The sequence below is a fragment of the Lactobacillus johnsonii genome (genome assembly GCF_014058685.1).
Taxonomy (GTDB): Bacteria; Bacillota; Bacilli; order Lactobacillales; family Lactobacillaceae; genus Lactobacillus.
In genome coordinates, this window is record NZ_CP059055.1 from 530,434 (window position 1) to 552,781 (window position 22,348).

General features: G+C 37.9%; 15 protein-coding genes, 4 tRNA genes, 3 rRNA genes and 1 riboswitch. Of the genes, 17 read left to right on the forward strand and 5 right to left on the reverse strand.

Annotation, left to right across the window (positions count from 1 at the left end; genetic code table 11):
- Window positions 1-8: 8 nt before the first annotated feature.
- Window positions 9-1,406 carry a dipeptidase PepV gene (gene pepV, locus H0I41_RS02430; protein ID WP_023599311.1) on the reverse strand — a complete coding sequence of 466 codons (1,398 nt, stop codon included), beginning with the start codon at window positions 1,404-1,406 and terminating at the stop codon, window positions 9-11.
- 19 nt (window positions 1,407-1,425) lie between these two features.
- Window positions 1,426-2,808, reverse strand: coding sequence for a glycerophosphodiester phosphodiesterase (locus H0I41_RS02435; RefSeq protein WP_182094578.1), 1,383 nt, complete (start codon window positions 2,806-2,808; stop codon window positions 1,426-1,428).
- Window positions 2,809-2,907: 99 nt separating this feature from the next.
- Between H0I41_RS02435 and H0I41_RS02440 the strand changes: the two genes are divergently transcribed.
- The 5 genes from H0I41_RS02440 to H0I41_RS02460 are packed head-to-tail and all read left to right on the forward strand — an operon-like array spanning window position 2,908 to window position 6,555.
- Window positions 2,908-3,234: a hypothetical protein gene (locus H0I41_RS02440; RefSeq protein WP_004895655.1), complete on the forward strand. Its 327-nt coding sequence runs from the start codon at window positions 2,908-2,910 to the stop codon at window positions 3,232-3,234.
- Between the two features lie 12 nt (window positions 3,235-3,246).
- Window positions 3,247-4,626 carry a bifunctional metallophosphatase/5'-nucleotidase gene (locus tag H0I41_RS02445; RefSeq protein ID WP_135014543.1) on the forward strand — a complete coding sequence of 460 codons (1,380 nt, stop codon included), beginning with the start codon at window positions 3,247-3,249 and terminating at the stop codon, window positions 4,624-4,626.
- Window positions 4,626-5,165, forward strand: coding sequence for a YutD family protein (locus H0I41_RS02450; RefSeq protein WP_135014544.1), 540 nt, complete (start codon window positions 4,626-4,628; stop codon window positions 5,163-5,165). Before H0I41_RS02445 ends, H0I41_RS02450 begins: the two co-directional genes overlap by 1 nt.
- Window positions 5,166-5,167: 2 nt before the next feature.
- Window positions 5,168-5,950 (forward strand): TIGR01457 family HAD-type hydrolase, encoded by a 783-nt coding sequence (locus H0I41_RS02455; protein ID WP_004896827.1) that lies wholly within the window; start codon window positions 5,168-5,170, stop codon window positions 5,948-5,950.
- Entirely contained in the window at window positions 5,938-6,555 is a 618-nt protein-coding gene (locus H0I41_RS02460; RefSeq protein ID WP_172399349.1) for a TIGR01906 family membrane protein, read from the forward strand. The genes H0I41_RS02455 and H0I41_RS02460 overlap by 13 nt, the downstream gene beginning before the upstream one ends.
- 7 nt (window positions 6,556-6,562) lie before the next feature.
- On the opposite strand, the gene H0I41_RS02465 is transcribed toward H0I41_RS02460, so the two are convergent.
- On the reverse strand, window positions 6,563-7,213 hold the full coding sequence (locus H0I41_RS02465) for a VTT domain-containing protein (protein ID WP_004895650.1): 651 nt from the start codon (window positions 7,211-7,213) through the stop codon (window positions 6,563-6,565).
- 26 nt (window positions 7,214-7,239) lie between these two features.
- Window positions 7,240-8,196 carry an NAD(P)/FAD-dependent oxidoreductase gene (locus H0I41_RS02470; RefSeq protein WP_011161624.1) on the reverse strand — a complete coding sequence of 319 codons (957 nt, stop codon included), beginning with the start codon at window positions 8,194-8,196 and terminating at the stop codon, window positions 7,240-7,242.
- Between the two features lie 99 nt (window positions 8,197-8,295).
- On the opposite strand from H0I41_RS02470, the gene H0I41_RS02475 reads away from it, so the two are divergent.
- The 11 genes from H0I41_RS02475 (at window position 8,296) to H0I41_RS02525 (ending at window position 18,831) form a co-directional block, all read left to right on the forward strand.
- Window positions 8,296-8,667, forward strand: a complete 372-nt coding sequence (locus H0I41_RS02475) for a CvfD/Ygs/GSP13 family RNA-binding post-transcriptional regulator (RefSeq protein ID WP_014567191.1) — start codon at window positions 8,296-8,298, stop codon at window positions 8,665-8,667.
- Window positions 8,668-9,183: 516 nt separating this feature from the next.
- A 16S ribosomal RNA gene (locus H0I41_RS02480) occupies window positions 9,184-10,756 on the forward strand.
- Between the two features lie 219 nt (window positions 10,757-10,975).
- Window positions 10,976-13,878: ribosomal RNA gene (locus H0I41_RS02485) — 23S ribosomal RNA — on the forward strand.
- Window positions 13,879-13,939: 61 nt separating this feature from the next.
- Window positions 13,940-14,056: ribosomal RNA gene (gene rrf / locus H0I41_RS02490) — 5S ribosomal RNA — on the forward strand.
- The 16S, 23S and 5S rRNA genes sit together here with 4 tRNA genes alongside, the layout of an rRNA operon.
- A gap of 13 nt (window positions 14,057-14,069) precedes the next feature.
- A tRNA-Asn gene (locus tag H0I41_RS02495) sits at window positions 14,070-14,142 on the forward strand.
- A 22-nt stretch (window positions 14,143-14,164) separates the two neighbouring features.
- A tRNA-Ser gene (locus H0I41_RS02500) sits at window positions 14,165-14,254 on the forward strand.
- Window positions 14,255-14,372: 118 nt separating this feature from the next.
- Window positions 14,373-14,444 (forward strand) — tRNA-Glu (locus H0I41_RS02505).
- A gap of 23 nt (window positions 14,445-14,467) precedes the next feature.
- Window positions 14,468-14,540 (forward strand) — tRNA-Val (locus H0I41_RS02510).
- Between the two features lie 81 nt (window positions 14,541-14,621).
- A riboswitch (SMK box riboswitch) is annotated at window positions 14,622-14,692 on the forward strand.
- The gene (gene metK, locus H0I41_RS02515; protein ID WP_162222142.1) at window positions 14,690-15,898 is read left to right on the forward strand and encodes a methionine adenosyltransferase; all 1,209 of its coding nucleotides are present in this window, start codon (window positions 14,690-14,692) and stop codon (window positions 15,896-15,898) included. It overlaps the preceding riboswitch by 3 nt.
- Window positions 15,888-17,345, forward strand: a complete 1,458-nt coding sequence (locus H0I41_RS02520) for an MDR family MFS transporter (protein WP_086874689.1) — start codon at window positions 15,888-15,890, stop codon at window positions 17,343-17,345. The genes metK and H0I41_RS02520 overlap by 11 nt, the downstream gene beginning before the upstream one ends.
- A gap of 83 nt (window positions 17,346-17,428) precedes the next feature.
- A protein-coding gene (locus H0I41_RS02525; protein WP_135014791.1) for an IS3-like element IS1223 family transposase occupies window positions 17,429-18,831 on the forward strand; the annotation gives its coding sequence in 2 pieces (ribosomal slippage) (window positions 17,429-17,903 and window positions 17,903-18,831; 1,404 coding nt in all).
- Window positions 18,832-18,884: 53 nt separating this feature from the next.
- On the opposite strand, the gene H0I41_RS02530 is transcribed toward H0I41_RS02525, so the two are convergent.
- Entirely contained in the window at window positions 18,885-19,592 is a 708-nt protein-coding gene (locus H0I41_RS02530; protein ID WP_135014462.1) for a phosphatase PAP2 family protein, read from the reverse strand.
- A gap of 242 nt (window positions 19,593-19,834) precedes the next feature.
- Between H0I41_RS02530 and leuS the strand changes: the two genes are divergently transcribed.
- Window positions 19,835-22,249, forward strand: coding sequence for a leucine--tRNA ligase (gene leuS / locus H0I41_RS02535; protein WP_135014461.1), 2,415 nt, complete (start codon window positions 19,835-19,837; stop codon window positions 22,247-22,249).
- The last annotated feature ends 99 nt before the right edge of the window (window positions 22,250-22,348 follow it).

Here is a 22,348-nt window from a genome sequence, read left to right on the forward strand (position 1 = left end):
TTTTTGGTTTACTTAGTTAATTCATAAATTGCTTCGGCATAAATAGCAATTGAATTAATTAAATCATCAACTTTCATGTATTCATTTGGTTGGTGCATAACAAGTGGGGCACCTTCTGGTTGAGCACCAAAAGCTACACCATGTTTGAATAGCCGGCCGTATGTACCACCACCAATGATAACCTCATGTCCCTTCTTACCAGTTTGTTTTTCATAAACAGAAAGAAGTGTCTTAACAATTGGATCATCGCCAGGAACATAGTGTGGAGCTTCAGCAGAGCCTTCAACTCTAGCATCTAAAATATCACCAAACTTTTCGTTGATATTTTTCACCATTTCTTCTGGTTCAATACCTTGAGGGTAGCGAACATTGTTTAAGAGGTATGCATTTTGACCTTCAAAATTAAACATACTTGGTGAACTGGTTAAATCACCCATTAAATCATCATGGTGGAAAATGCCTAATTTCTTACCATTGAAGTCTTTATGTTCAACAGTTGCTAGGAAGTGTAGGAAGTTCTTTGCTTGGCCATCAAAGTTAAGACCATCAAGGAAGAGGGCAAGGTAAGTAGCAGCATTTCTACCAGTTTCAGGAGCCGATGCATGAGCACCATGACCAGTTAATGTTAATGCAAGGCGACCACTAAGCATTTCAGCCTTACCTTCAAGTTTGTGTTCTTTAAGGAAAAGATCAAATTTTTCTTTAATACCGTCAATATCGCCTTCAAGTTGGGCATGAGCAGTTTGAGGGATGACGTTAGTAGCAATACCGGATTGGAACGTCCAAAGCTTAACGTCACCTTGGCTTGGGTCAAATTTGAAGTCAAGCTTTAGAGTAACAATTCCTTGTTCACCGTTGATAATTGGAAATTCAGCATCAGGTGAGAAGGCAACATCAGGAGCTGGTTGATGCTTGAGGTAGTAATCAATTCCTACCCAATTAGTTTCTTCATTAGTTCCAAGGACAAAATCAATCTTCTTTTTAGGTTTAAATCCATGTTCCTTTAAGATAAGCATTCCATAGTAAGCAGCTAAAGAAGGTCCTTTATCATCAGCACTACCACGACCATAGATTTTTCCATCTTTAATAGTCATCTTAAATGGATCAGTCTTCCAGCCTTCGCCAGCAGGAACAACATCCATATGTCCAATAATACCTACACGTTTGTCACCAGAACCCATATTGATTCGACCTGCATAGTTATCAAAATTTTCAGTGTCGAAACCATCGCGCTTAGCAAAAGATAAAAACTTCTTCATTGCTTTAACTGGGCCAGGACCAACAGGATATTCTTTACTGGTATTGTTTAAATCTTCAGAAGAATCAATTGCGATTAATTCTTTTAAATCATTTAAAATAGCATCCTTTTTTTCTTGAGCTAATTTTTTGTAATCTAGTTCTTCCATAAATGTACTCCTTTAATTTTTATCTCTGATTAAATATTACAGCATTTACGTCAGAATAAGTCGACCAAAAGTTTTTAATTGGGACTTTTTCTACTGGTAAATAAGGAAATAGTGCAACATTGGTTTGACGATAAGCTGGATCAAGTTTTTGATAATTTTTATAGGCAAAAGTGTTCTTATTGAATAAGCCATAATATAAGATCTTAGAAGACTTTATCCAGCCATAGTCAGTAAGAAGCCATAAATCATTGACTCCGCCACTTACACCTAATATTTTATAGCGTTTATTAGGCATGAGTTGGGCTTTTTTACCAGACTGCCTATCAGGTTTATTATAAGTGAAAATTGGATTTTGGGTAGGATTAATAATACTTAAATTCCAATACGGCAAAATCCATTCAGGTTGCAAATCTAAGCTAACTAGATCTGCAGGAATAAATTCCTTATCACCAATTTGATAAAAAGTTTGTCCTGATGCAATAGCAGCTGAAGAAACATGGACAGGTTGTAAGAAACTAATTTGCTTTGAAGTTTTCACATTTAGATATGGGTTTACGCTGACTCCAGTTGGAGTACGCCCAAAGTAAATACCATCTTTATTAACAGTATATTTTTTAGTACCACTCTTGGCCAATTTGTATTTATAGCCTCTTGCAGGAAAGTTCGTTACAACTCCATCTACATCATTGTTAATTAACCAGTTCCATAATTTAGGTGATTCATTCATTTCGGCCCAAACAAATACTTTTTGATGTAGAGCATGAAGCTGACTGATAAGTTTAGGATTTTGAGTGACTAAATCAGATGAAATGTTAATTCCATTTACATAGCTTAATACATCAAAATTAATTCTTTGCAGAGAGCCAACAATAAAAATTCTAGGTACATCAGGTAATAATTGACTCATAGTCTTTAGACTAGGGGCAGAAAAGCTATGGATCATGACCCGATCTTGCATATGATATTTTTTGATACTGCTAGCAAGAAGCTCCTCCATATTTTTAGGGCTATTATGTTTAGTCTTTTTCGTTTCAAGAAGGAACTTAGTATTAGGTTTATCTTTATAATAATCAAATAATTGATCTAGCGAAATGATTGACTCACCGTTAGCTTGCTTTAAGGTATTTAAATAGGAAAAATTATTTTGTGATACAATAACTGGTGATCCAACAACTCGGCTTAAGTCGCGGTCATGAGAAACGACTAAGACGTTATCTTTTGAAACATGGAGATCAAGTTCAACATAATCTGCACCATCTGCGAAAGCTGAGTTGTCACTTTGAATTGTTTCTTCTGGATATTTGCTGGGGTTGCCTCGGTGTCCGATAACCAGAAATCCAGATTCAAAAATAAAAATTAAACTAAAAAAAAGGGCTAAAAAGTAAAGCCGGCTTGTTTTCATGTGTACACCTCTATTCTTTTTAACAATAGCATGGATGTATACTTTTTTCTATAATTAATATAGTAGTTAAAATCATTTTAAGAAAGTAGATGCTGAAATATGGCTTATGAGCAACTAGACTTGATTGAAGAAGTTACTCGCAATGACGGATCGAAATATTATGAAATTTCAAATATCGATCAAAACGGAATTGCTGAACTAGCTGTAGACCGTGGATTAATTAAAAAAGTTCGAATCCTGCAGTTGAATTTAGCTCGAACTAAATCACTACAACTATATGAAGAATATATTAATAAAACCTACCAATTAGAGACCTTAACTAATGAGGATGATTGGAAAGATCCACAATGGGTAGAGTGGGAAAAACCTAAAGGAAAAGTATTAGATGCCTATAACACAGTATTAAAAGCCAATCATATTGGTTAGAAGAGGAAAAGTATGGAAAAATTACGTATTGTTCATACTAATGACCTACATTCACATTTTGAACAATTTCCTAAAATAAAAAGATACTTGCATCAAGCTCAAAATGATAAGAGCGTTGATCAAACATTTACTTTTGATGCTGGTGATTTTATGGATCGATCACATCCTTTGTCTGACGCAACAGAAGGACAGGCTAACATTAAATTAATGAACGAATTTAATTATGATGCAATTACCATTGGAAATAATGAAGGTATTTCAAATTCTCATGCAGTTTTAGAAAAATTATTTGATCACGCTAATTTTCCCGTTGTATTAGCTAACCTACGTGAGGAAGATGAGAGTATGCCAAAGTGGTGTACTCCCTATAAAATATTTGAAACCAAAAAGAAGACTAGAATTGCAGTTGTTGGTTTAACAGCTGCATATCCAATGACCTATGGTCCCAATCATTGGCATGTGAAGTTGATTTCTGATACTTTAGATAAATTACTGCCGAAGATAAAGGATCAATATGATATGTTAATTATTGTTAGTCATATTGGTTTAAGGGTGGATCGATATATAGCACATCATTATCCTGAAGTAGACTTGATTGTTGGCGGACATAGTCATGACTATTTAGCAAAAGGTGAAAAAGTAAACAATACTTGGATTACTCAGACAGGAAAATGGGGTCAACATATTGGTGATATTAGTGTTGAATTAAATGATGAGCATCAAGTATTATCAATTAAACCAAACACTGTCACTACCGATGACTTACCAAGTTTAGATTCCGATCAAAAGCAAATTGTAAATTGGCATCAAAAAGGTGAGCAGATGCTTAAAGCACGAAAAATTGCTTATTTACCAGGTAAATTTGATCATGACAAGATGGCAGCAATTCAAGTTTCACTTGATGCAATTAGTGAATTTGCTGGAACTGATGTTGCTGTCTTGAATAGTGGTTTATTTTTAAAACCATTTCATCAGGGAGTTTTAACGGAAGCCGACTTACAAGCTGCTTTGCCTCATCCAATGCATGTGGTACAAACTAAGCTGCTTGGAAGTGATGTTTGGCGCATGGTAATGGAGATGGAAAAAAATCGTCATTTTCTAAGTAAATTTGCACTTAAGGGAATGAGTTTTAGAGGTAAGATTTTTGGAAATCTTGTATATAAGGGGATACAAGTTGATCATGCAAGTAGAACGGTTTACATTAATGGAAAAGAAATTGATCCTGAAAAAGAATATACACTTGCATTGCTTGATCACTATGTTTTGATTCCATTTTTCCCTACAATTTCAATTATGGGTAAAAATAAATTTTTATTCCCCAATTATCTAAGAACCGTAATAGGAAACTATTTAAAAAAGAAATACCCAATAAATAAAGAGAAAGAAAAATAATGGAGTATAAAGAAGCAGATAAAGACCAGCCGCTATATCATCCTTTAGCTCATGTCATTATTAATGAAGATATTGTAATGATTAACGGGCGAGCGTATGAAATTATAGCTAATGTAAAAGATGCTCTAGACATTGAAATGCTTAAGGAGAAGTATGACCCTTATTTAGATCAATATGATTATTTAGTAGGGGATGTATCAAGTGAGCATTTGAGATTAAAGGGCTTTTATGATGAGAATGATCGCGTTGCAATTGATAAAAAAGCTAATGCAATTGTGGATTATTTAGAAGAATACTGTAATCCTGGTAGTGCATATTTTATTTTGCGCTTAGCTCAAGAAAACCAAATTAAAAAAATTGCTTTTGGTAGGCAAAATAAGAGAAAGAGCACAAACAATAACCGCTACCGTGCAAAGCGCCCTTACTTTAAAGAAAGACGCGTTCATAAAACAAAGATTGGCAGTCATAAGACAGCAGTAAAATTTCAACGTGGAAATCATAAAAATAAAAGCTTTGTAATTAAGAAGAGAAAGGGATAATTGTGGAACATAAAGACTATAAATGTTACTTAATTGATTTAGATGGAACTATTTACCGTGGCAGCGATACGATTGAAAGTGGTGTGAGATTTATACATCGTCTCCAAGAAAAAAATATTCCACACTTATTTTTAACTAATAATTCAACTCGTACACCACAAATGGTAGTTGATAAGCTTAGAGGACATGGCGTCAATACTGATATTTACCATGTTTATACGCCAGTTTTAGCTACAGAGTCTTATTTACTTTCTCAAAATCCAGATGCAACTAAAATACCAATTTATATTATTGGTCAAATTGGCTTAGTACAAGGTTTATTAAAAAATGAACGTTTTTACTATGATGATCGAAATCCAAAATATGTGGTTGTAGGGATGGATACAGATTTAACCTACCACAAAATTCGTGTAGCAACTCGAGCAATTAGAAATGGTGCAACGTTTATTGGAACAAATGCAGATAAAAATTTACCTTCTGGAGATGAGCTACTACCTGGAAATGGCGCCCTTTGCACGATGATTGAAGTAGCAACGGGGGTTAAGCCAACTTACATCGGAAAGCCTTCACCGATTATTGTAGCGAGTGCATTGAAAATGTTGAATGCACAAGGACAAGATGCAATTTTAGTTGGAGATAACTACGATACCGATATTATGGCGGGGATTAACTGCAATATTGATTCACTCTTAACGTTGACAGGCGTAACAAATAAGGAGCAGTTAAAAGAAAAAGATAAGAAGCCGACATATATTGTAGAGAATCTAGATGAATGGAAACTATGAAAAGAAAACCGATAATTGCAGTTGTTTACAATTTAATGATGGCCCTTGCTACCGCGACTTTAGGAGCAGTTGTTTTGAGCTGGCCCTTACTAGCAATTTTTGTAAAGGCTCAAAAGACTGATTTAATAGTAAGAAAGTCACTGGGAACAATAATGAAAAACTATACTCAACTTTTGGATTATTTGTTGCTCCCCTTTAAAAATAAATTGCAAATGTCTGATTTCCCTACTTCTCCGAGTGCAGCACGCCATTTTTATGAGTGTAAATTATTGTTTGAATTAGCAATAATTGTCTTTATTGTTGGATTAATTATTCTTATCTTTTTAAAAATGAGAAAGAGAATGAATTATATCTACATTTCGAAAACTACAGCCTTAATCTTTATGATTTTACCTGTAATTATTTTGCCTTTTGCTTTAATGAATTTTGATGAATTTTTCATTTCTTTTCATCACTTATTATTTAACAATAGTGACTGGCTTTTTGATCCTACTACCGATCCTATTATTAATGTACTAACAGAGGAATTCTTTGCAGGATGCTTTGCAACTGGTGGGATAATTTATGAATTATATTTTTCATGTTTTATTTTGACAAAAAAATAAAGGAGCTTTAACCAAGCTCCTTTTTTAATACTAATTTTTTCTTTATCCAAATGATCAATACTGGTACCACTGAGATTAAGATGATTGCCAGGACAATTAATGAGAAGTGCTCTTGAACAACTGGAATATTTCCAAAGAAGAATCCTAGAGCAGCAAATAAAGTTACCCAGAGAAAACCACCGAGAAAGTTATAACGGATGAAAGTACCATAATGCATCTTACTTGCGCCAGATACAAATGGAACAAAAGTACGAATAAACGGAATGAATCGTCCGATTACAATAGTAATTCCGCCATGCCTGTCGAAGAAATTTTCGGCAGCTTTTCGTTTATCTTGATTAATCAACTTATTAAACCAACTGTGCTTAGCACCTTCAGCTTGTGACCAACGACCGATTTCATAATTAATTGTATCGCCTAAAACAGCAGCTGCAAGAAAAACTAAATAGCAAATCCAAAAGTGAAGATTGTATTTTGGTGTTGCTGCCATTGCACAAGCTGCAAATATAAGTGAGTCTCCTGGTAAAAATGGAAAGATAACTAAACCTGTTTCAATAAAAACAATTGCAAACAGAATTAAGTATGTCCAATTTCCAAACATATTCACAATTGTGACTAGGTGGTCATCAATATGAAGAATAAAATCAATAAGTCCCATAAATAACTATATATTCCTTTCAAAAATTAGATACTCGTAGAATGAAAAGTCATTGTTTTTTCTGGAAATAGGTCTTGCATAATGCTGCTAATTGCAATTTGAGCCTCGCCAAAACCTAGGGCAATCATTGGTACCCGGCCTGGGTAAGTAATAGCATCACCAATTGCGTAAACATGAGGCAAATTTGTTTGCATTGTTTGAGAAACAGAAATTAAATTATTTTCTAATTCAATGCCCCACTTACGTAATTGACGATTATCACTTTTGAAACCATATGCAACTAGAATTTCATCAACGTCTTTAGTAATAAAATCGTGACTTGCACCAACTCTGTGCAAAACTAATTCTATTCTATTATTGTTTAAGTGAAGTTCTTTTGGAAGGTAAGGAGTTAAAAGTTCAACATTTTTTAAACTTTTAAGTTGACTAACAGAACTTTCAAGTCCGCGAAATTCATTTCTCCGGTGTACTACATATACATCAGATGTTTTACTTAATTCCAGTGCCCAATCAAGCGCAGAGTCGCCACCACCAAGAATGGCGACTTTTTTATTAGAAAAGATTTCGGGATGTTGCATGGAATAGTGAATATGGGCTTGGAGCTCTGGAGTAGTAGATAAAGGTAGAGTTTTTGGCTTAAATGCTCCTAAACCTGTAGCAATAAGAAGACTTTTCACTTGATAATCATCATCAATGATAATATCTTCTCCTGTTGAGAAAGAGATTTTTTTTACTTTATGTGAGAGGGTTAATTTAGTATTCTCGGTTTGTTCAAATAATCGAGAAACTAATTCTTTCCCTTTAATAGAAGAAAAAGCTGGTATATCCTTAATATCTTTTTGTGGATAAAGCATATTAATTTGGCCACCAACTTCATCTAACGCGTCGAAGGTAATAGTTTTTAATCCATGTAAATTAGCAAAAGAAGCAGCAAATAGACCAACCGGCCCAGCGCCAATAATAGCTAAATCATATTTTTCCATTGTAATAAGCAATCCTCCATAAGAATTAATCTAGAAGTCATGTCTTTAGCGTTAATTAAAAAGACAGTTATAATTAATATTAGTAAGGGATGAGATAGTATGCAAGTTAAAATTGGTGATATAGTTCATGGAAAAATTAGTGGTATACAACAATACGGAATTTTTGTAAGACTGGACAGTCAGATAGAAGGATTAATTCATATTTCTGAGATTCATGGTGGCTATGTAAAAGATATAGGAAGAGAATACCAAGTTGGAGAAACTATAAAGATACAAGTTATTGATATAGATCCATATTCTAATCAAATTAGCCTATCTCGACGAGCGGTACTTCCAGAAGTCGAAGAAGCGAGAAAAAAGAGAGTTCATTTTTGGACCTCAAAAAGAGCTAAAAAGGGGTTTATGCCATTAAAAGAAGTTTTGAATAAGCAAATTCAAGAAGCTAAAATTAGATATTCAAAAAAGGATTAAAATAAAGTGTTAAGCAGTAGTACTTAACACTTTATTTTTTATATCCGAATTTTAAGACTTAAATCTCAATTAAAATAAGAATGAAAAATGATAAATCTGAACAATTAAATTATTAATTAAATGAATATTCGCAATATATATTTTTATTCAAAACCATGTTGACGAAAAGTGAAAAAGCCTGTAAAGTAATACATGCTGTTTGAGGCAAGCGAAAAGAGCAAATAAAAAAGTTCAAAAAAAGCTTGCCAAAGCGAGCAAAAGATGATAATATTATAAAGCTGTCATTTGAGAGAGATGAGAAAATTAAAAAAGTTCTTGTCAAAGCTTAAAAGACATGATATAATATAAAAGTTGTCACATGACAACGGTAGTACCTTGAAAACTGAACAAAGTTTCGCTGAAAGTGTGCGGGATATAAAAATCCCAAACAAAAGCGAAGTCAATTCGCAAGCAATAAATTTGAGATAACTCAAAGAAAGTTTTAGAGCTAAACGATAAAAAGCTCATTTTCAAAAGGAAAATGAGAGTTTGATCCTGGCTCAGGACGAACGCTGGCGGCGTGCCTAATACATGCAAGTCGAGCGAGCTTGCCTAGATGATTTTAGTGCTTGCACTAAATGAAACTAGATACAAGCGAGCGGCGGACGGGTGAGTAACACGTGGGTAACCTGCCCAAGAGACTGGGATAACACCTGGAAACAGATGCTAATACCGGATAACAACACTAGACGCATGTCTAGAGTTTGAAAGATGGTTCTGCTATCACTCTTGGATGGACCTGCGGTGCATTAGCTAGTTGGTAAGGTAACGGCTTACCAAGGCAATGATGCATAGCCGAGTTGAGAGACTGATCGGCCACATTGGGACTGAGACACGGCCCAAACTCCTACGGGAGGCAGCAGTAGGGAATCTTCCACAATGGACGAAAGTCTGATGGAGCAACGCCGCGTGAGTGAAGAAGGGTTTCGGCTCGTAAAGCTCTGTTGGTAGTGAAGAAAGATAGAGGTAGTAACTGGCCTTTATTTGACGGTAATTACTTAGAAAGTCACGGCTAACTACGTGCCAGCAGCCGCGGTAATACGTAGGTGGCAAGCGTTGTCCGGATTTATTGGGCGTAAAGCGAGTGCAGGCGGTTCAATAAGTCTGATGTGAAAGCCTTCGGCTCAACCGGAGAATTGCATCAGAAACTGTTGAACTTGAGTGCAGAAGAGGAGAGTGGAACTCCATGTGTAGCGGTGGAATGCGTAGATATATGGAAGAACACCAGTGGCGAAGGCGGCTCTCTGGTCTGCAACTGACGCTGAGGCTCGAAAGCATGGGTAGCGAACAGGATTAGATACCCTGGTAGTCCATGCCGTAAACGATGAGTGCTAAGTGTTGGGAGGTTTCCGCCTCTCAGTGCTGCAGCTAACGCATTAAGCACTCCGCCTGGGGAGTACGACCGCAAGGTTGAAACTCAAAGGAATTGACGGGGGCCCGCACAAGCGGTGGAGCATGTGGTTTAATTCGAAGCAACGCGAAGAACCTTACCAGGTCTTGACATCCAGTGCAAACCTAAGAGATTAGGTGTTCCCTTCGGGGACGCTGAGACAGGTGGTGCATGGCTGTCGTCAGCTCGTGTCGTGAGATGTTGGGTTAAGTCCCGCAACGAGCGCAACCCTTGTCATTAGTTGCCATCATTAAGTTGGGCACTCTAATGAGACTGCCGGTGACAAACCGGAGGAAGGTGGGGATGACGTCAAGTCATCATGCCCCTTATGACCTGGGCTACACACGTGCTACAATGGACGGTACAACGAGAAGCGAACCTGCGAAGGCAAGCGGATCTCTTAAAGCCGTTCTCAGTTCGGACTGTAGGCTGCAACTCGCCTACACGAAGCTGGAATCGCTAGTAATCGCGGATCAGCACGCCGCGGTGAATACGTTCCCGGGCCTTGTACACACCGCCCGTCACACCATGAGAGTCTGTAACACCCAAAGCCGGTGGGATAACCTTTATAGGAGTCAGCCGTCTAAGGTAGGACAGATGATTAGGGTGAAGTCGTAACAAGGTAGCCGTAGGAGAACCTGCGGCTGGATCACCTCCTTTCTAAGGAAGGCGAAAGATGATGGAGAGTGCGAGAGCACTAAGAGAAGTCATCGAGAAAGCCAAGCGGAAGCACACTGAGAAACTTTGTTTAGTTTTGAGGGTAATACCTCAAGAGCTAGTACATTGAAAACTGAATATAATCAAAAGCAAAAAAACCGAGACAATCGAAAAAACAGATTGAAGAGCGACCGAGAAGAGAGAGAAACTCAACTTGAAATAGGTCAAGTAGAAAAGGGCGCATGGTGAATGCCTTGGCACTAGAAGCCGATGAAGGACGTGACGAACCACGAAAGGCTTCGGGGAGCAGTAAGTAAGCAATGATCCGGAGATATCCGAATGGGGGAACCCAATACCGCGAGGTATTATCATTAACTGTTAAGGTTAATGAAGGAAGACGCAGTGAACTGAAACATCTAAGTAGCTGCAGGAAGAGAAAGAAAAATCGATTTCCCAAGTAGCGGCGAGCGAACAGGAAAGAGCCCAAACCAACTGGCTTGCCAGTTGGGGTTGTAGGACTGCGATATAGTACTTGAAGTGATAGCAGAATTATCTGGAAAGATAAGCCAGAGAGGGTGAGAGCCCCGTACGCGAAATTGCGGAGAGACTTAGCAGGATCCTGAGTAGGTCGGGACACGAGGAATCCCGATTGAAACCGCGAGGACCATCTCGCAAGGCTAAATACTAACTAGTGACCGATAGTGAACCAGTACCGTGAGGGAAAGGTGAAAAGAACCCCGGAAGGGGAGTGAAAGAGAACCTGAAACCGTGTGCCTACAAGTAGTCAGAGCACATTAAAGTGTAATGGCGTGCCTTTTGTAGAATGAACCGGCGAGTTACGTTATGGTGCAAGGTTAAGTCAGAAAAGACGGAGCCGGAGCGAAAGCGAGTCTGAATAGGGCGAAAGAGTATCATGACGTAGACCCGAAACCAAGTGACCTACCCATGACCAGGTTGAAGGCGTGGTAAAACACGCTGGAGGACCGAACCCACGTGAGTTAAAAATCGCGGGGATGAGTTGTGGGTAGCGGTGAAATTCCAAACGAACTTGGAGATAGCTGGTTCTCTCCGAAATAGCTTTAGGGCTAGCCTCGTGTGAATGATAATGGAGGTAGAGCGCTGTTTGGACTAGGGGCCCGTCAGGGGTTACTGAATCCAGATAAACTCCGAATGCCAGATATCAATGCACGGGAGTCAGACTGCGAGTGATAAGATCCGTAGTCGAAAGGGAAACAGCCCAGATCACCAGTTAAGGTCCCCAAATCTATGCTAAGTGGAAAAGGATGTGGAGTTGCGTAGACAACTAGGATGTTGGCTTAGAAGCAGCCACCATTTAAAGAGTGCGTAATAGCTCACTAGTCGAGTGACGCTGCGCCGAAAATGTACCGGGGCTAAGCATAGTACCGAAACTGTGGATGCATATATTATATGCGTGGTAGGAGAGCGTTCTAAGTGCGGCGAAGTTAGATCGAGAGGACTAATGGAGCGCTTAGAAGTGAGAATGCCGGTATGAGTAGCGAAAGATAGGTGAGAATCCTATCCGCCGAAAGACTAAGGTTTCCTGGGGCAGGCTCGTCCGCCCAGGGTAAGTCGGGACCTAAGGTAAGGCCGAGAGGCGTAGCCGATGGACAACAGGTAGAAATTCCTGTACTGAAATTGTTCGATATGAGCAAAGGAGGGACGCAGGAGGCTAATGACGCATGTTGCTGGAAATACATGTGCAAGCAGTAAGAAAAAAGATGAGTCAAATGCTTGTCTTTAGATTTCAAGCTGTGATGCGGAGCGAAATAAAAGTAGCGAAGGTCATGATGTCACACTGCCAAGAAAAGCTTCTAGCCAGAACAATTTTACCCGTACCGCAAACCGACACAGGTAGTCGAGTGGAGAACACTCAGGTGAGCGAGAGAACTCTCGTTAAGGAACTCGGCAAAATGACCCCGTAACTTCGGGAGAAGGGGTGCTGATAGTAAAATATCAGCCGCAGTGAATAGGCCCAAACAACTGTTTATCAAAAACACAGGTATCTGCAAAATCGTAAGATGACGTATAGGTGCTGACACCTGCCCGGTGCTGGAAGGTTAAGAGGAGAGCTTAGCGTAAGCGAAGGTTTGAATTGAAGCCCCAGTAAACGGCGGCCGTAACTATAACGGTCCTAAGGTAGCGAAATTCCTTGTCGGGTAAGTTCCGACCTGCACGAAAGGTGTAATGATTTGGGCACTGTCTCAACGAGAGACTCGGTGAAATTATAATACCCGTGAAGATGCGGGTTACCCGCGACAGGACGGAAAGACCCCATGGAGCTTTACTGTAGCTTGATATTGAGTATTTGTTAAACATGTACAGGATAGGTAGGAGCCAGAGAAAGTAGGACGCTAGTCTTACCGGAGGCAATGTTGGGATACTACCCTTGTTTGATGGATCCTCTAACTCACAGAGCTGAGCGTTCTGGAGGACAGTGTCAGGTGGGCAGTTTGACTGGGGCGGTCGCCTCCTAAAGTGTAACGGAGGCGCCCAAAGGTTCCCTCAGAATGGTTGGAAATCATTCGCAGAGTGTAAAGGTATAAGGGAGCTTGACTGCGAGAGCTACAACTCGAGCAGGGACGAAAGTCGGGCTTAGTGATCTGGTGGTACTGCATGGAAAGGCCATCACTCAACGGATAAAAGCTACCCTGGGGATAACAGGCTTATCTCCCCCAAGAGTTCACATCGACGGGGAGGTTTGGCACCTCGATGTCGGCTCGTCGCATCCTGGGGCTGAAGTCGGTCCCAAGGGTTGGGCTGTTCGCCCATTAAAGCGGCACGCGAGCTGGGTTCAGAACGTCGTGAGACAGTTCGGTCCCTATCCGTCGTGGGCGTAGGAAATTTGAGAGGAGCTGTCCTTAGTACGAGAGGACCGGGATGGACATACCGCTGGTGTACCAGTTGTCTTGCCAAAGGCATCGCTGGGTAGCTATGTATGGAAGGGATAAGCGCTGAAAGCATCTAAGTGCGAAGCCCCCCTCAAGATGAGATTTCCGATGCGAAAGCAGTAAGACACCTTAAAGACGATGAGGTAGATAGGCTAGGAGTGGAAGCATAGCGATATGTGGAGCGGACTAGTACTAATCAGTCGAGCACTTGACCAAAGCTCAAAGGTTTAAAGGCTAGAGATTATATTCAGTTTTGAGTGTAAAAGCTCAGAAAGAGTACGGTGGCGATGGCAAGAAGGATACACCTGTTCCCATGCCGAACACAGAAGTTAAGCTTCTTAACGCCGAGAGTAGTTGGTGGGAAACTGCCTGCGAGGGTAGGCAGTCGCCGTGCTCTTTTTTAATATTCCGGCTTAGCTCAGTTGGTAGAGCACCTGACTGTTAATCAGGTTGTCGTCAGTTCGAGTCTGACAGCCGGAGTTTATGGCAATAATAAAATAATGGAGTGTTGTCCGAGTGGCTGAAGGAGCATGATTGGAAATCATGTATACGGGCTTTACCTGTATCGAGAGTTCGAATCTCTCACACTCCGTTGGAGAATATTTTTCGCCATAATATGTATTTCATTTATTGAGTAAATTTTTTGAAAAAAGTACTTGCTTTTTGAAAAAGATCTGGTATAATAATATATGTGCTCAATTGTGAGATCTGGCCCGTTGGTCAAGCGGTTAAGACACCGCCCTTTCACGGCGGTAACATGAGTTCAAATCTCGTACGGGTCATTGCCATATTAAATATGGTTGTTGGAGGATTAGCTCAGCTGGGAGAGCATCTGCCTTACAAGCAGGAGGTCACAGGTTCGAGCCCTGTATCCTCCATCGTTCACGGGACTACCAAATATGGTAGTCCTTTTTTGTGTTTAAAGACAAATGAACGAATTTTTATTGTATATATTGTTATTCGGTTAAGGTCCCGAAAGGATTCGTTTTTAACGAAGATGCCTTGTAACCGAAAGATGGGGGACTCTATGAAAAAAGAAAAACGTTTATTTACTTCGGAATCAGTTTCAGAAGGACATCCAGATAAAGTTGCAGATCAAATTTCTGATGCTATTTTAGATGCAATTTTAGCTAAGGATCCAGATGGTCGTGTGGCTTGTGAAACTACTGTTACTACTGGTCTCGTTTTAGTTGTAGGTGAAATTTCAACCTCTGCGTATGTGGATATTCAATCTGTAGTTAGAAAAACTATTTTAGAAATTGGATACAATCGTCCTGAACTTGGTTTTGACGGTAATAATTGTGCTATCTTAGTCGATATTGATGAACAATCTAGTGATATCGCTGGTGGTGTTAATAAATCACTTGAAACACGTGAAAACCAGCAGGACAAAGATGATTTAGATAAAATAGGTGCTGGTGACCAAGGGTTAATGTTTGGTTTTGCCATTAAGGAAACTCCTGAATTAATGCCGCTACCTATTTCTTTAGCTCATTCATTGATGAGACGGGTTGCTAGTCTTCGCAAAGAGGGACGTCTTGATTGGCTAAGACCTGATGCAAAAGCACAAGTAACTGTAGAATACGATGATGAAAATAAACCAAAACGTATAGATACAGTGGTTATTTCTACTCAAACTGATGCAACAGTAAGTAACGATGAAATTCGTGAAGCAATGATCGATATGGTAATTAAGAAGGTCATCCCATCTCAATATCTTGATAAGGATACTAAGTTCTTGATTAATCCTTCTGGTCGCTTTGTTATTGGTGGACCTAAAGGAGATTCGGGGCTAACTGGACGTAAGATTATTGTTGATACATATGGTGGATACGCTCGTCATGGTGGGGGTGCTTTCTCAGGTAAAGATTTAACTAAGGTTGATCGAAGCGCAAGTTATGCGGCTCGATATGTAGCTAAGAATATTGTGGCAGCTGGCTTAGCTTATCAATGTGAAATTCAACTTGCTTATGCAATTGGAGTTGCCCATCCAGTTTCAATCATGGTTGATACGCATGGAACAAGTAAAGTAAGTGAAGATCTATTGGTAGAGGCGGTTAGAAATGTCTTTGATTTAAGACCAGCTGGTATTATCGAAATGCTGAACTTAAAGCGTCCTATTTATCGCCAAACTGCCGCTTATGGTCATTTTGGACGAACAGACGTGGATTTACCTTGGGAGCATACAGATAAGGTAGAAGCGCTAAAAACATATGTGAGCGAGCATGCAGAATAAAAGTAATACTAAAATTGTAACAATTGCTATCTTTTTAACGACCTTTATGACAGCGATTGAAGGGACTATTGTATCGACGGCGATGCCCACAATTGTTTCTGATTTAAATGGATTAGAAATCATGAATTGGGTTGTTTCCATCTTTCTATTAATGACTGCTGTCTCAACCCCAATTTATGGAAAACTAGCTGATAGCCTTGGAAGAAAACCTGTATTTCTATTCGGAATTGCTGTTTTTGTGATTGGATCAGCACTTTGTGGAATTGCACAGAATATGGTGGAACTAATCCTCTTTCGAGTAATTCAGGGGCTTGGATCAGGAGCAGTACAGCCAGTAGCTGTTACCATCATTGCTGATTTATATACGCTTGAAAAAAGAGCAAAGATGCTAGGTTTAAACTCTGGTTTTTGGGGAGTAGCTTCGGTTATTGCACCATTGTTAGGTGGATTCATTGTTCAACATTTATCATGGCACTGGATTTTTTATATTAATGTTCCATTAGGAATTTTAGCCTTTTTACTGGTAATCATCTTTTTGAAAGAAACAAAGACAAGTAAGGATTCCACTTTAGATTTAAAAGGAACAACTTGTTTAGTCATCTTTTTATTGGCCTTAATGGTCTTCTTACAAGAAATAGAAAATGGCTTTAATTTAATCTTATTGGGATTACTAATTATTATTGTTGCTTCAGCCATCCTTTTCTTTCGGATGGAGAAGAAAGCAAAAGATCCAATTATGCCACTAGATATGCTAACTAGCAAAGAATTTACAATGATTAATTTGATTACTTTGCTTATTTCAGGGGTAGTCATTGGCTTTGAATTCTATATTCCAACTTGGATGCAAGGAATAAATGGGACAAGCGCTTCTGTTGCTGGATTTGCGGTGACACCAAGTTCGTTAATGTGGATTGTAGGATCATTTTTAATTGGTGGAATGCTTGGACGATGGGGAATAAAGAAAACATATGATTATATGTTAATTGTCCTTATTGGAGCCGATTTAGCCTTAATATTTGTTCCAATCTATACCTCATTTTGGGTATTTTGTCTGATTGCAGCATTCAATGGGACAGCCTTTGGAGCTATTACAACTGCTTCGCAAGTTCGTTCTCAAGTTTTAGTAGGACGCGATAAAATTGGAGTTGCAACTAGTTTTAATACATTGATGAAATATTTAGGGCAGACTATGATGGTCTCTATATATGGAATTACATTTAACATGGTTGTAGCAAAGCAGTTAACACATCATCCGCAATTAACTCAAAGAATGATGAATGATATTGTTTCTGCTGATAAAGCTAAACATTTAGCACCTAATTTAATCCCCGCTTTAAGAGAAGTTTTATTAAGCGGCTTAAAGTCGGTATATGTGGTTTCTTTAATTGTGATAATTTTATCGTTAGTTCTTAATCAACTTTATAAACAGAAGAAAATTGTTGAATAAAAAAATGCTAACTGAGTTAAAACCATACTGAAGTGCCTCATAATTGTTAGACATAAAATCTAATAATTATGAGGTATTTTTTTATGACCAAATATTCGACTGAATTAAAAATTGAAATTGTTTCCAAATATTTAAATCATGAAGATTCAATAAAAGGTTTAGCTAAACGATATAATATTCATTGGACTCTTATTCGTAGATGGATTGATAAGGCTAAGTGTCAAGGTTTAGCTGCCTTATCTGTTAAACATACTAAAACTACTTATTCTTCTGACTTTAGGCTAAATGTGGTACGCTACTATTTAACACATTCTATTGGAGTTTCAAAGGTAGCGGCTAAGTTTAATATTAGTGATTCTCAAGTATACAATTGGGCTAAAAAGTTCAATGAAGAAGGATATGCTGGGCTGCTGCCTAAACAGAAAGGTCGGCCTAGGAAAGTGCCTAAAAAGAGTAAGAAGACAACTAAAAAGTTAGAACTTAGTGAAAAGCAAAAGTATGAAGAAAAAATTCTTAAGCAGGAAGCTGAATTAGAAAGACTTAGAGTGGAAAATCTTGTCTTAAAAAAAGTGGCTGCCCGATATCCACGTTATCCAACAAACAAAAAACACAATTAATACAGGATATTCGGGCAAAACACCATCAAATTAAACTTAAGGTCTTATTTAAAGTGCTCAAATTAAATAGAAAGACTTACTATGACAATGTAAAAAATAGAATTAATCAAGCTGATAAGTATGCTTTAGTAAAAGAGAAGATTCAAGAAATCTATTATGGCTATGAAGGACAAGAAACATATGGTTATCGTCCTATGTGGGGAGCGTTAAGAGATGAAGGATTTAAACTTTCTCTAGAAACAGTACGTAAGTTAATGAGAAGTTTAGGAATAAAAACAACAATTTATCATAAAAATACTGGTAAATATAGTTCGTATAAGGGTAATGTAGGAAAGAAAGCACCAAATATCCTAAATCAAACTTTTGATGAAACAATCCCCTATAAAGTTCTTCATACCGATGTAACTGAATATAAACTAACTAGCGGCAAGAAAGTTTATATTTCTCCTGTAGTAGATGAGGCTTCTTTGGAGATTCTAGCTTGTGCAGTAAGTTATTCTCCTGAAATGAAAACTATTTATAATATGCTAGATGAACTAGCAGATAATCTTCCACCAGGAGCTGCTCCTATCCTTCATTCAGATCAAGGCTTTCAATATCAGAATCCAGGCTATCAGGCTCGACTAAAGAAAATGAATATAATCCAAAGCATGTCCCGAAAAGGAAATTGTCATGATAATGCACCAGGAGAAACGATATTTAATTTAATGAAGAGAGAAAAACTGAATCGACTTAAGATTGGAAGTTTAGAAGAGATGAAGGAAATTCTGAAAGATTATATTTATTGGTTTAACAATGTTAGAAGATCAAACAAATTAAAATACACGACTCCTGTAAAATACAGAAATCGTGTATTATCAAATCTTTAAAATTTTATAAATGTCTAACTTTTCTATGGCACTTCATACTCAGTTAGCATTTTTTATTTATTCTTTTTTAAATAGAGGTGGTATAAAACGGAAAATCCAAGTAAAACAAATGTTGTACCTTCTAGCCATCCACCAATTACGTCTGAGGGATAGTGGACATGACAGAAGATCCTAGTGTAACCAATAAAAAGTGGGAAAATACTCCAAATAATAATTAAAATAGTGCGCCAGGATTTATTTTTTACTAAAAGGATAGTTAAGACTATTAGAATACCAAAGAAAGTTGCACTACCTACTGAGTGGCCCGATGGAAAGCTATAACCATCAGCAAAAACTAAATGGTGAACTAAGGGGCGATGACGTTCAACGGCATGTTTGGTAATCCAATTATAACCATTGGCACAGATCATTAAGCCGGCTGAGAAGAAAGCATAGGCGAATCTTTTGGCAATCAGCAAGCAAATAAATAAAATTATCGTAGCAATGGTTAAAGTACTAGTATTACCAATCACTGTTAATTTAGTGGCAATCGCTACATTAGTAGGATTGTTGTTAGAAACTAGATGAATAATAGTTTGGTCAAAAGAATGTATAAAAGGATTTTTATAAATGACCAAGAGTGCCCAAATTACATAAAGAATTAAAAAAATAAATCCAGGAATAAGGGTATCGTGGATAGTTAAATTGTTATATTTCTTTTTCAAAAAAATTTCTCTCCTTGTAATTTCTAGTAGATGTGGTAAATTATAATCATTATCCATCAAAAAATAAAGACTAGGGAGTAGTAACAAGTCAGAGTTGTTATTAGAGATGAGCTGGTTGGTGTAAAGCTTAACAATGATGCTGTGAACTTGCCCTAACGACAGGTCTATCGTTTGCCTTCCGCGTTAAGGGGCACGAGTGTCACACATTGTATGTGTGGAACTTAGGTGGTAACGCGAAATTAACTTCGTCCTATGATTTTAATCATAGGGCGTTTTTTTAGTTTTAAGGAGAGATATTTTTGTATAATCACAAAACTGTAGAAAAAAAGTGGCAAAAATACTGGGCTGAGCATGATACTTTTAAGACAGGCACTGATCCTAAGAAAAAGAATTATTATGCTTTAGATATGTTCCCATTTCCATCTGGTAAAGGTCTTCATGTAGGACACCCAGAAGGATATACTGCAACTGATATTGTTTCAAGAATGAAGAGAGCTCAAGGCTATAACGTTCTTCATCCAATGGGCTGGGATGCATTTGGTCTTCCAACTGAACAATATGCCTTAAAGACTGGTGAAGACCCAGAAAAAGTTACTAAAGAAAATATTGCTAATTTTAAAAAGCAACTGAATAAGCTTGGTTTTTCGTATGATTGGGACCGCGAAGTTACTACTTCTGATCCAAATTACTATAAGTGGACTCAATGGGTTTTTGAACAAATGTATAAGAAGGGCTTGGCATATGAAGCTGAAGTTCCTGTTAACTGGTCTCCAGATCTAGGCACAGTTGTTGCAAATGAAGAGATTATTGATGGTAAAACTGAACGTGGTGGTTATCCAGTTTACCGTCGTAATATGCGTCAATGGATGCTTAAGATGACAGCTTATGCTGATCGCTTGCTCGAAGATTTAGATGATTTAGATTGGCCAGAGCCAGTTAAAGAAATGCAAAGAAACTGGATTGGTCGCTCAGAAGGAGCTCAGGTTACTTTTAAGGTTAAGGACAGTGATAAAACATTTGATGTGTTTACTACACGTCCTGATACCTTATTTGGTGTTAGTTACACTGTCTTAGCTCCTGAAAGTAAGTTAGTTCAAGAAATTACAACTCCTGAACAAAAAGAAGCTGTGGATGCTTACATTAAGAAAATTGAATCAAAGTCTGATCTAGAAAGAACTGATCTAAATAAAGACAAGACCGGTGTCTTTACTGGTGCCTATGCAGTTAACCCAGTAAATGGAAAAGAAGTTCCAATTTGGATTTCTGATTATGTTTTAGCAAGTTATGGTACCGGTGCAGTAATGGCGGTACCAGCTCATGATGATCGTGACTATGCTTTTGCAACTAAATTTGGCTTGCCGATCAATCGAGTTATTGAAGGTGGAAATTTAGAAAAAGAAGCCTTTGGTGGAGATGGTAAACACATCAATTCTGAATTCTTAGATGGCTTAAACAATGAAAAAGCTAAGAAGAGAATGATTGAGTGGCTTGAAGATCATAATGTAGGTGAAAAGAAAGTTAACTATAAACTTCGTGACTGGGACTTTAGTCGTCAACGTTACTGGGGTGAACCAATTCCTGTAATTCACTGGGAAGATGGTACTACTTCACTAGTTCCAGAAGATGAATTACCATTACGTTTGCCACATGCAACTGACATTAAGCCATCAGGTACTCCAGAAAGTCCACTTGCCAATTTGACTGATTGGGTAAACGTTGTTGATGAAAATGGTCGAAAAGGTAAGCGTGAAACTAATACTATGCCTAACTGGGCAGGTTCAAGTTGGTACTACTTACGCTATATTGATCCACATAACGATAAAGAATTGGCCGACTATGATTTACTTAAGAAGTGGCTCCCTGTAGATCTTTACATTGGTGGGGCAGAACACGCTGTTCGTCACTTACTCTATGCTAGATTTTGGCACAAGGTTCTTTATGACTTAGGTGTTGTGCCAACTAAAGAGCCATTCCAAAAGCTTTATAATCAAGGTTTGATTTTAAAGAATCATGAAAAGATGTCTAAGTCTAAAGGAAATGTTGTTAATCCTGATGAAGTAATCGATGAATATGGTGCAGATTCACTTAGAATGTACGAAATGTTCATGGGCCCATTAGATGCTTCAATTGATTGGGATGATAATGGTCCTGCATCTACTAAGAAATTCTTAGATCGTGTATGGCGCTTATTTGTTAATGATCTTGACCTAAAGGCAATCCCTCAAGAAAAAATTGTTGACGAAAATGATGGCGAACTTGATAAGGTATATGCCGAGACTGTCAAAAAGGTTACAGAAGACTTTGAAGCTTTACACTTTAATACTGCAATCAGTCAAATGATGGTCTTTATGAATGCAGCTCAAAAAGCTAAGACTATTCCACGTGAATATGCAGAAGGATTTGTACAACTTCTTGCTCCTGTTGCACCTCACATGATGGAAGAAATTTGGTCAGTATTTGGTCATGATGAATCTATTGCATATGCGAAATGGCCAGAATATGATCCTGCCAAATTAGTTGAATCAACAGTTGAAATTATGGTTCAAGTTAATGGTAAGCTTCGCGGCAAATTTAAGGCTGCTAAGGATAGTGATAAAGATACCTTAGAAAAAGAATCTCTTGCTCTTGATCATGTTCAAAAATTCTTAGAAGGAAAAGATGTCAAGAAAGTCATCGTTATTCCAAACAAAATTGTTAATATTGTTGCTAAGTAATTTAAGTTTTTCCTAAATAATTAATATTTGTAAATACAATTTACATTAATGAGTAATATATAATTCAGACGCTTAACTGGATATAGGGAAAATTTATCT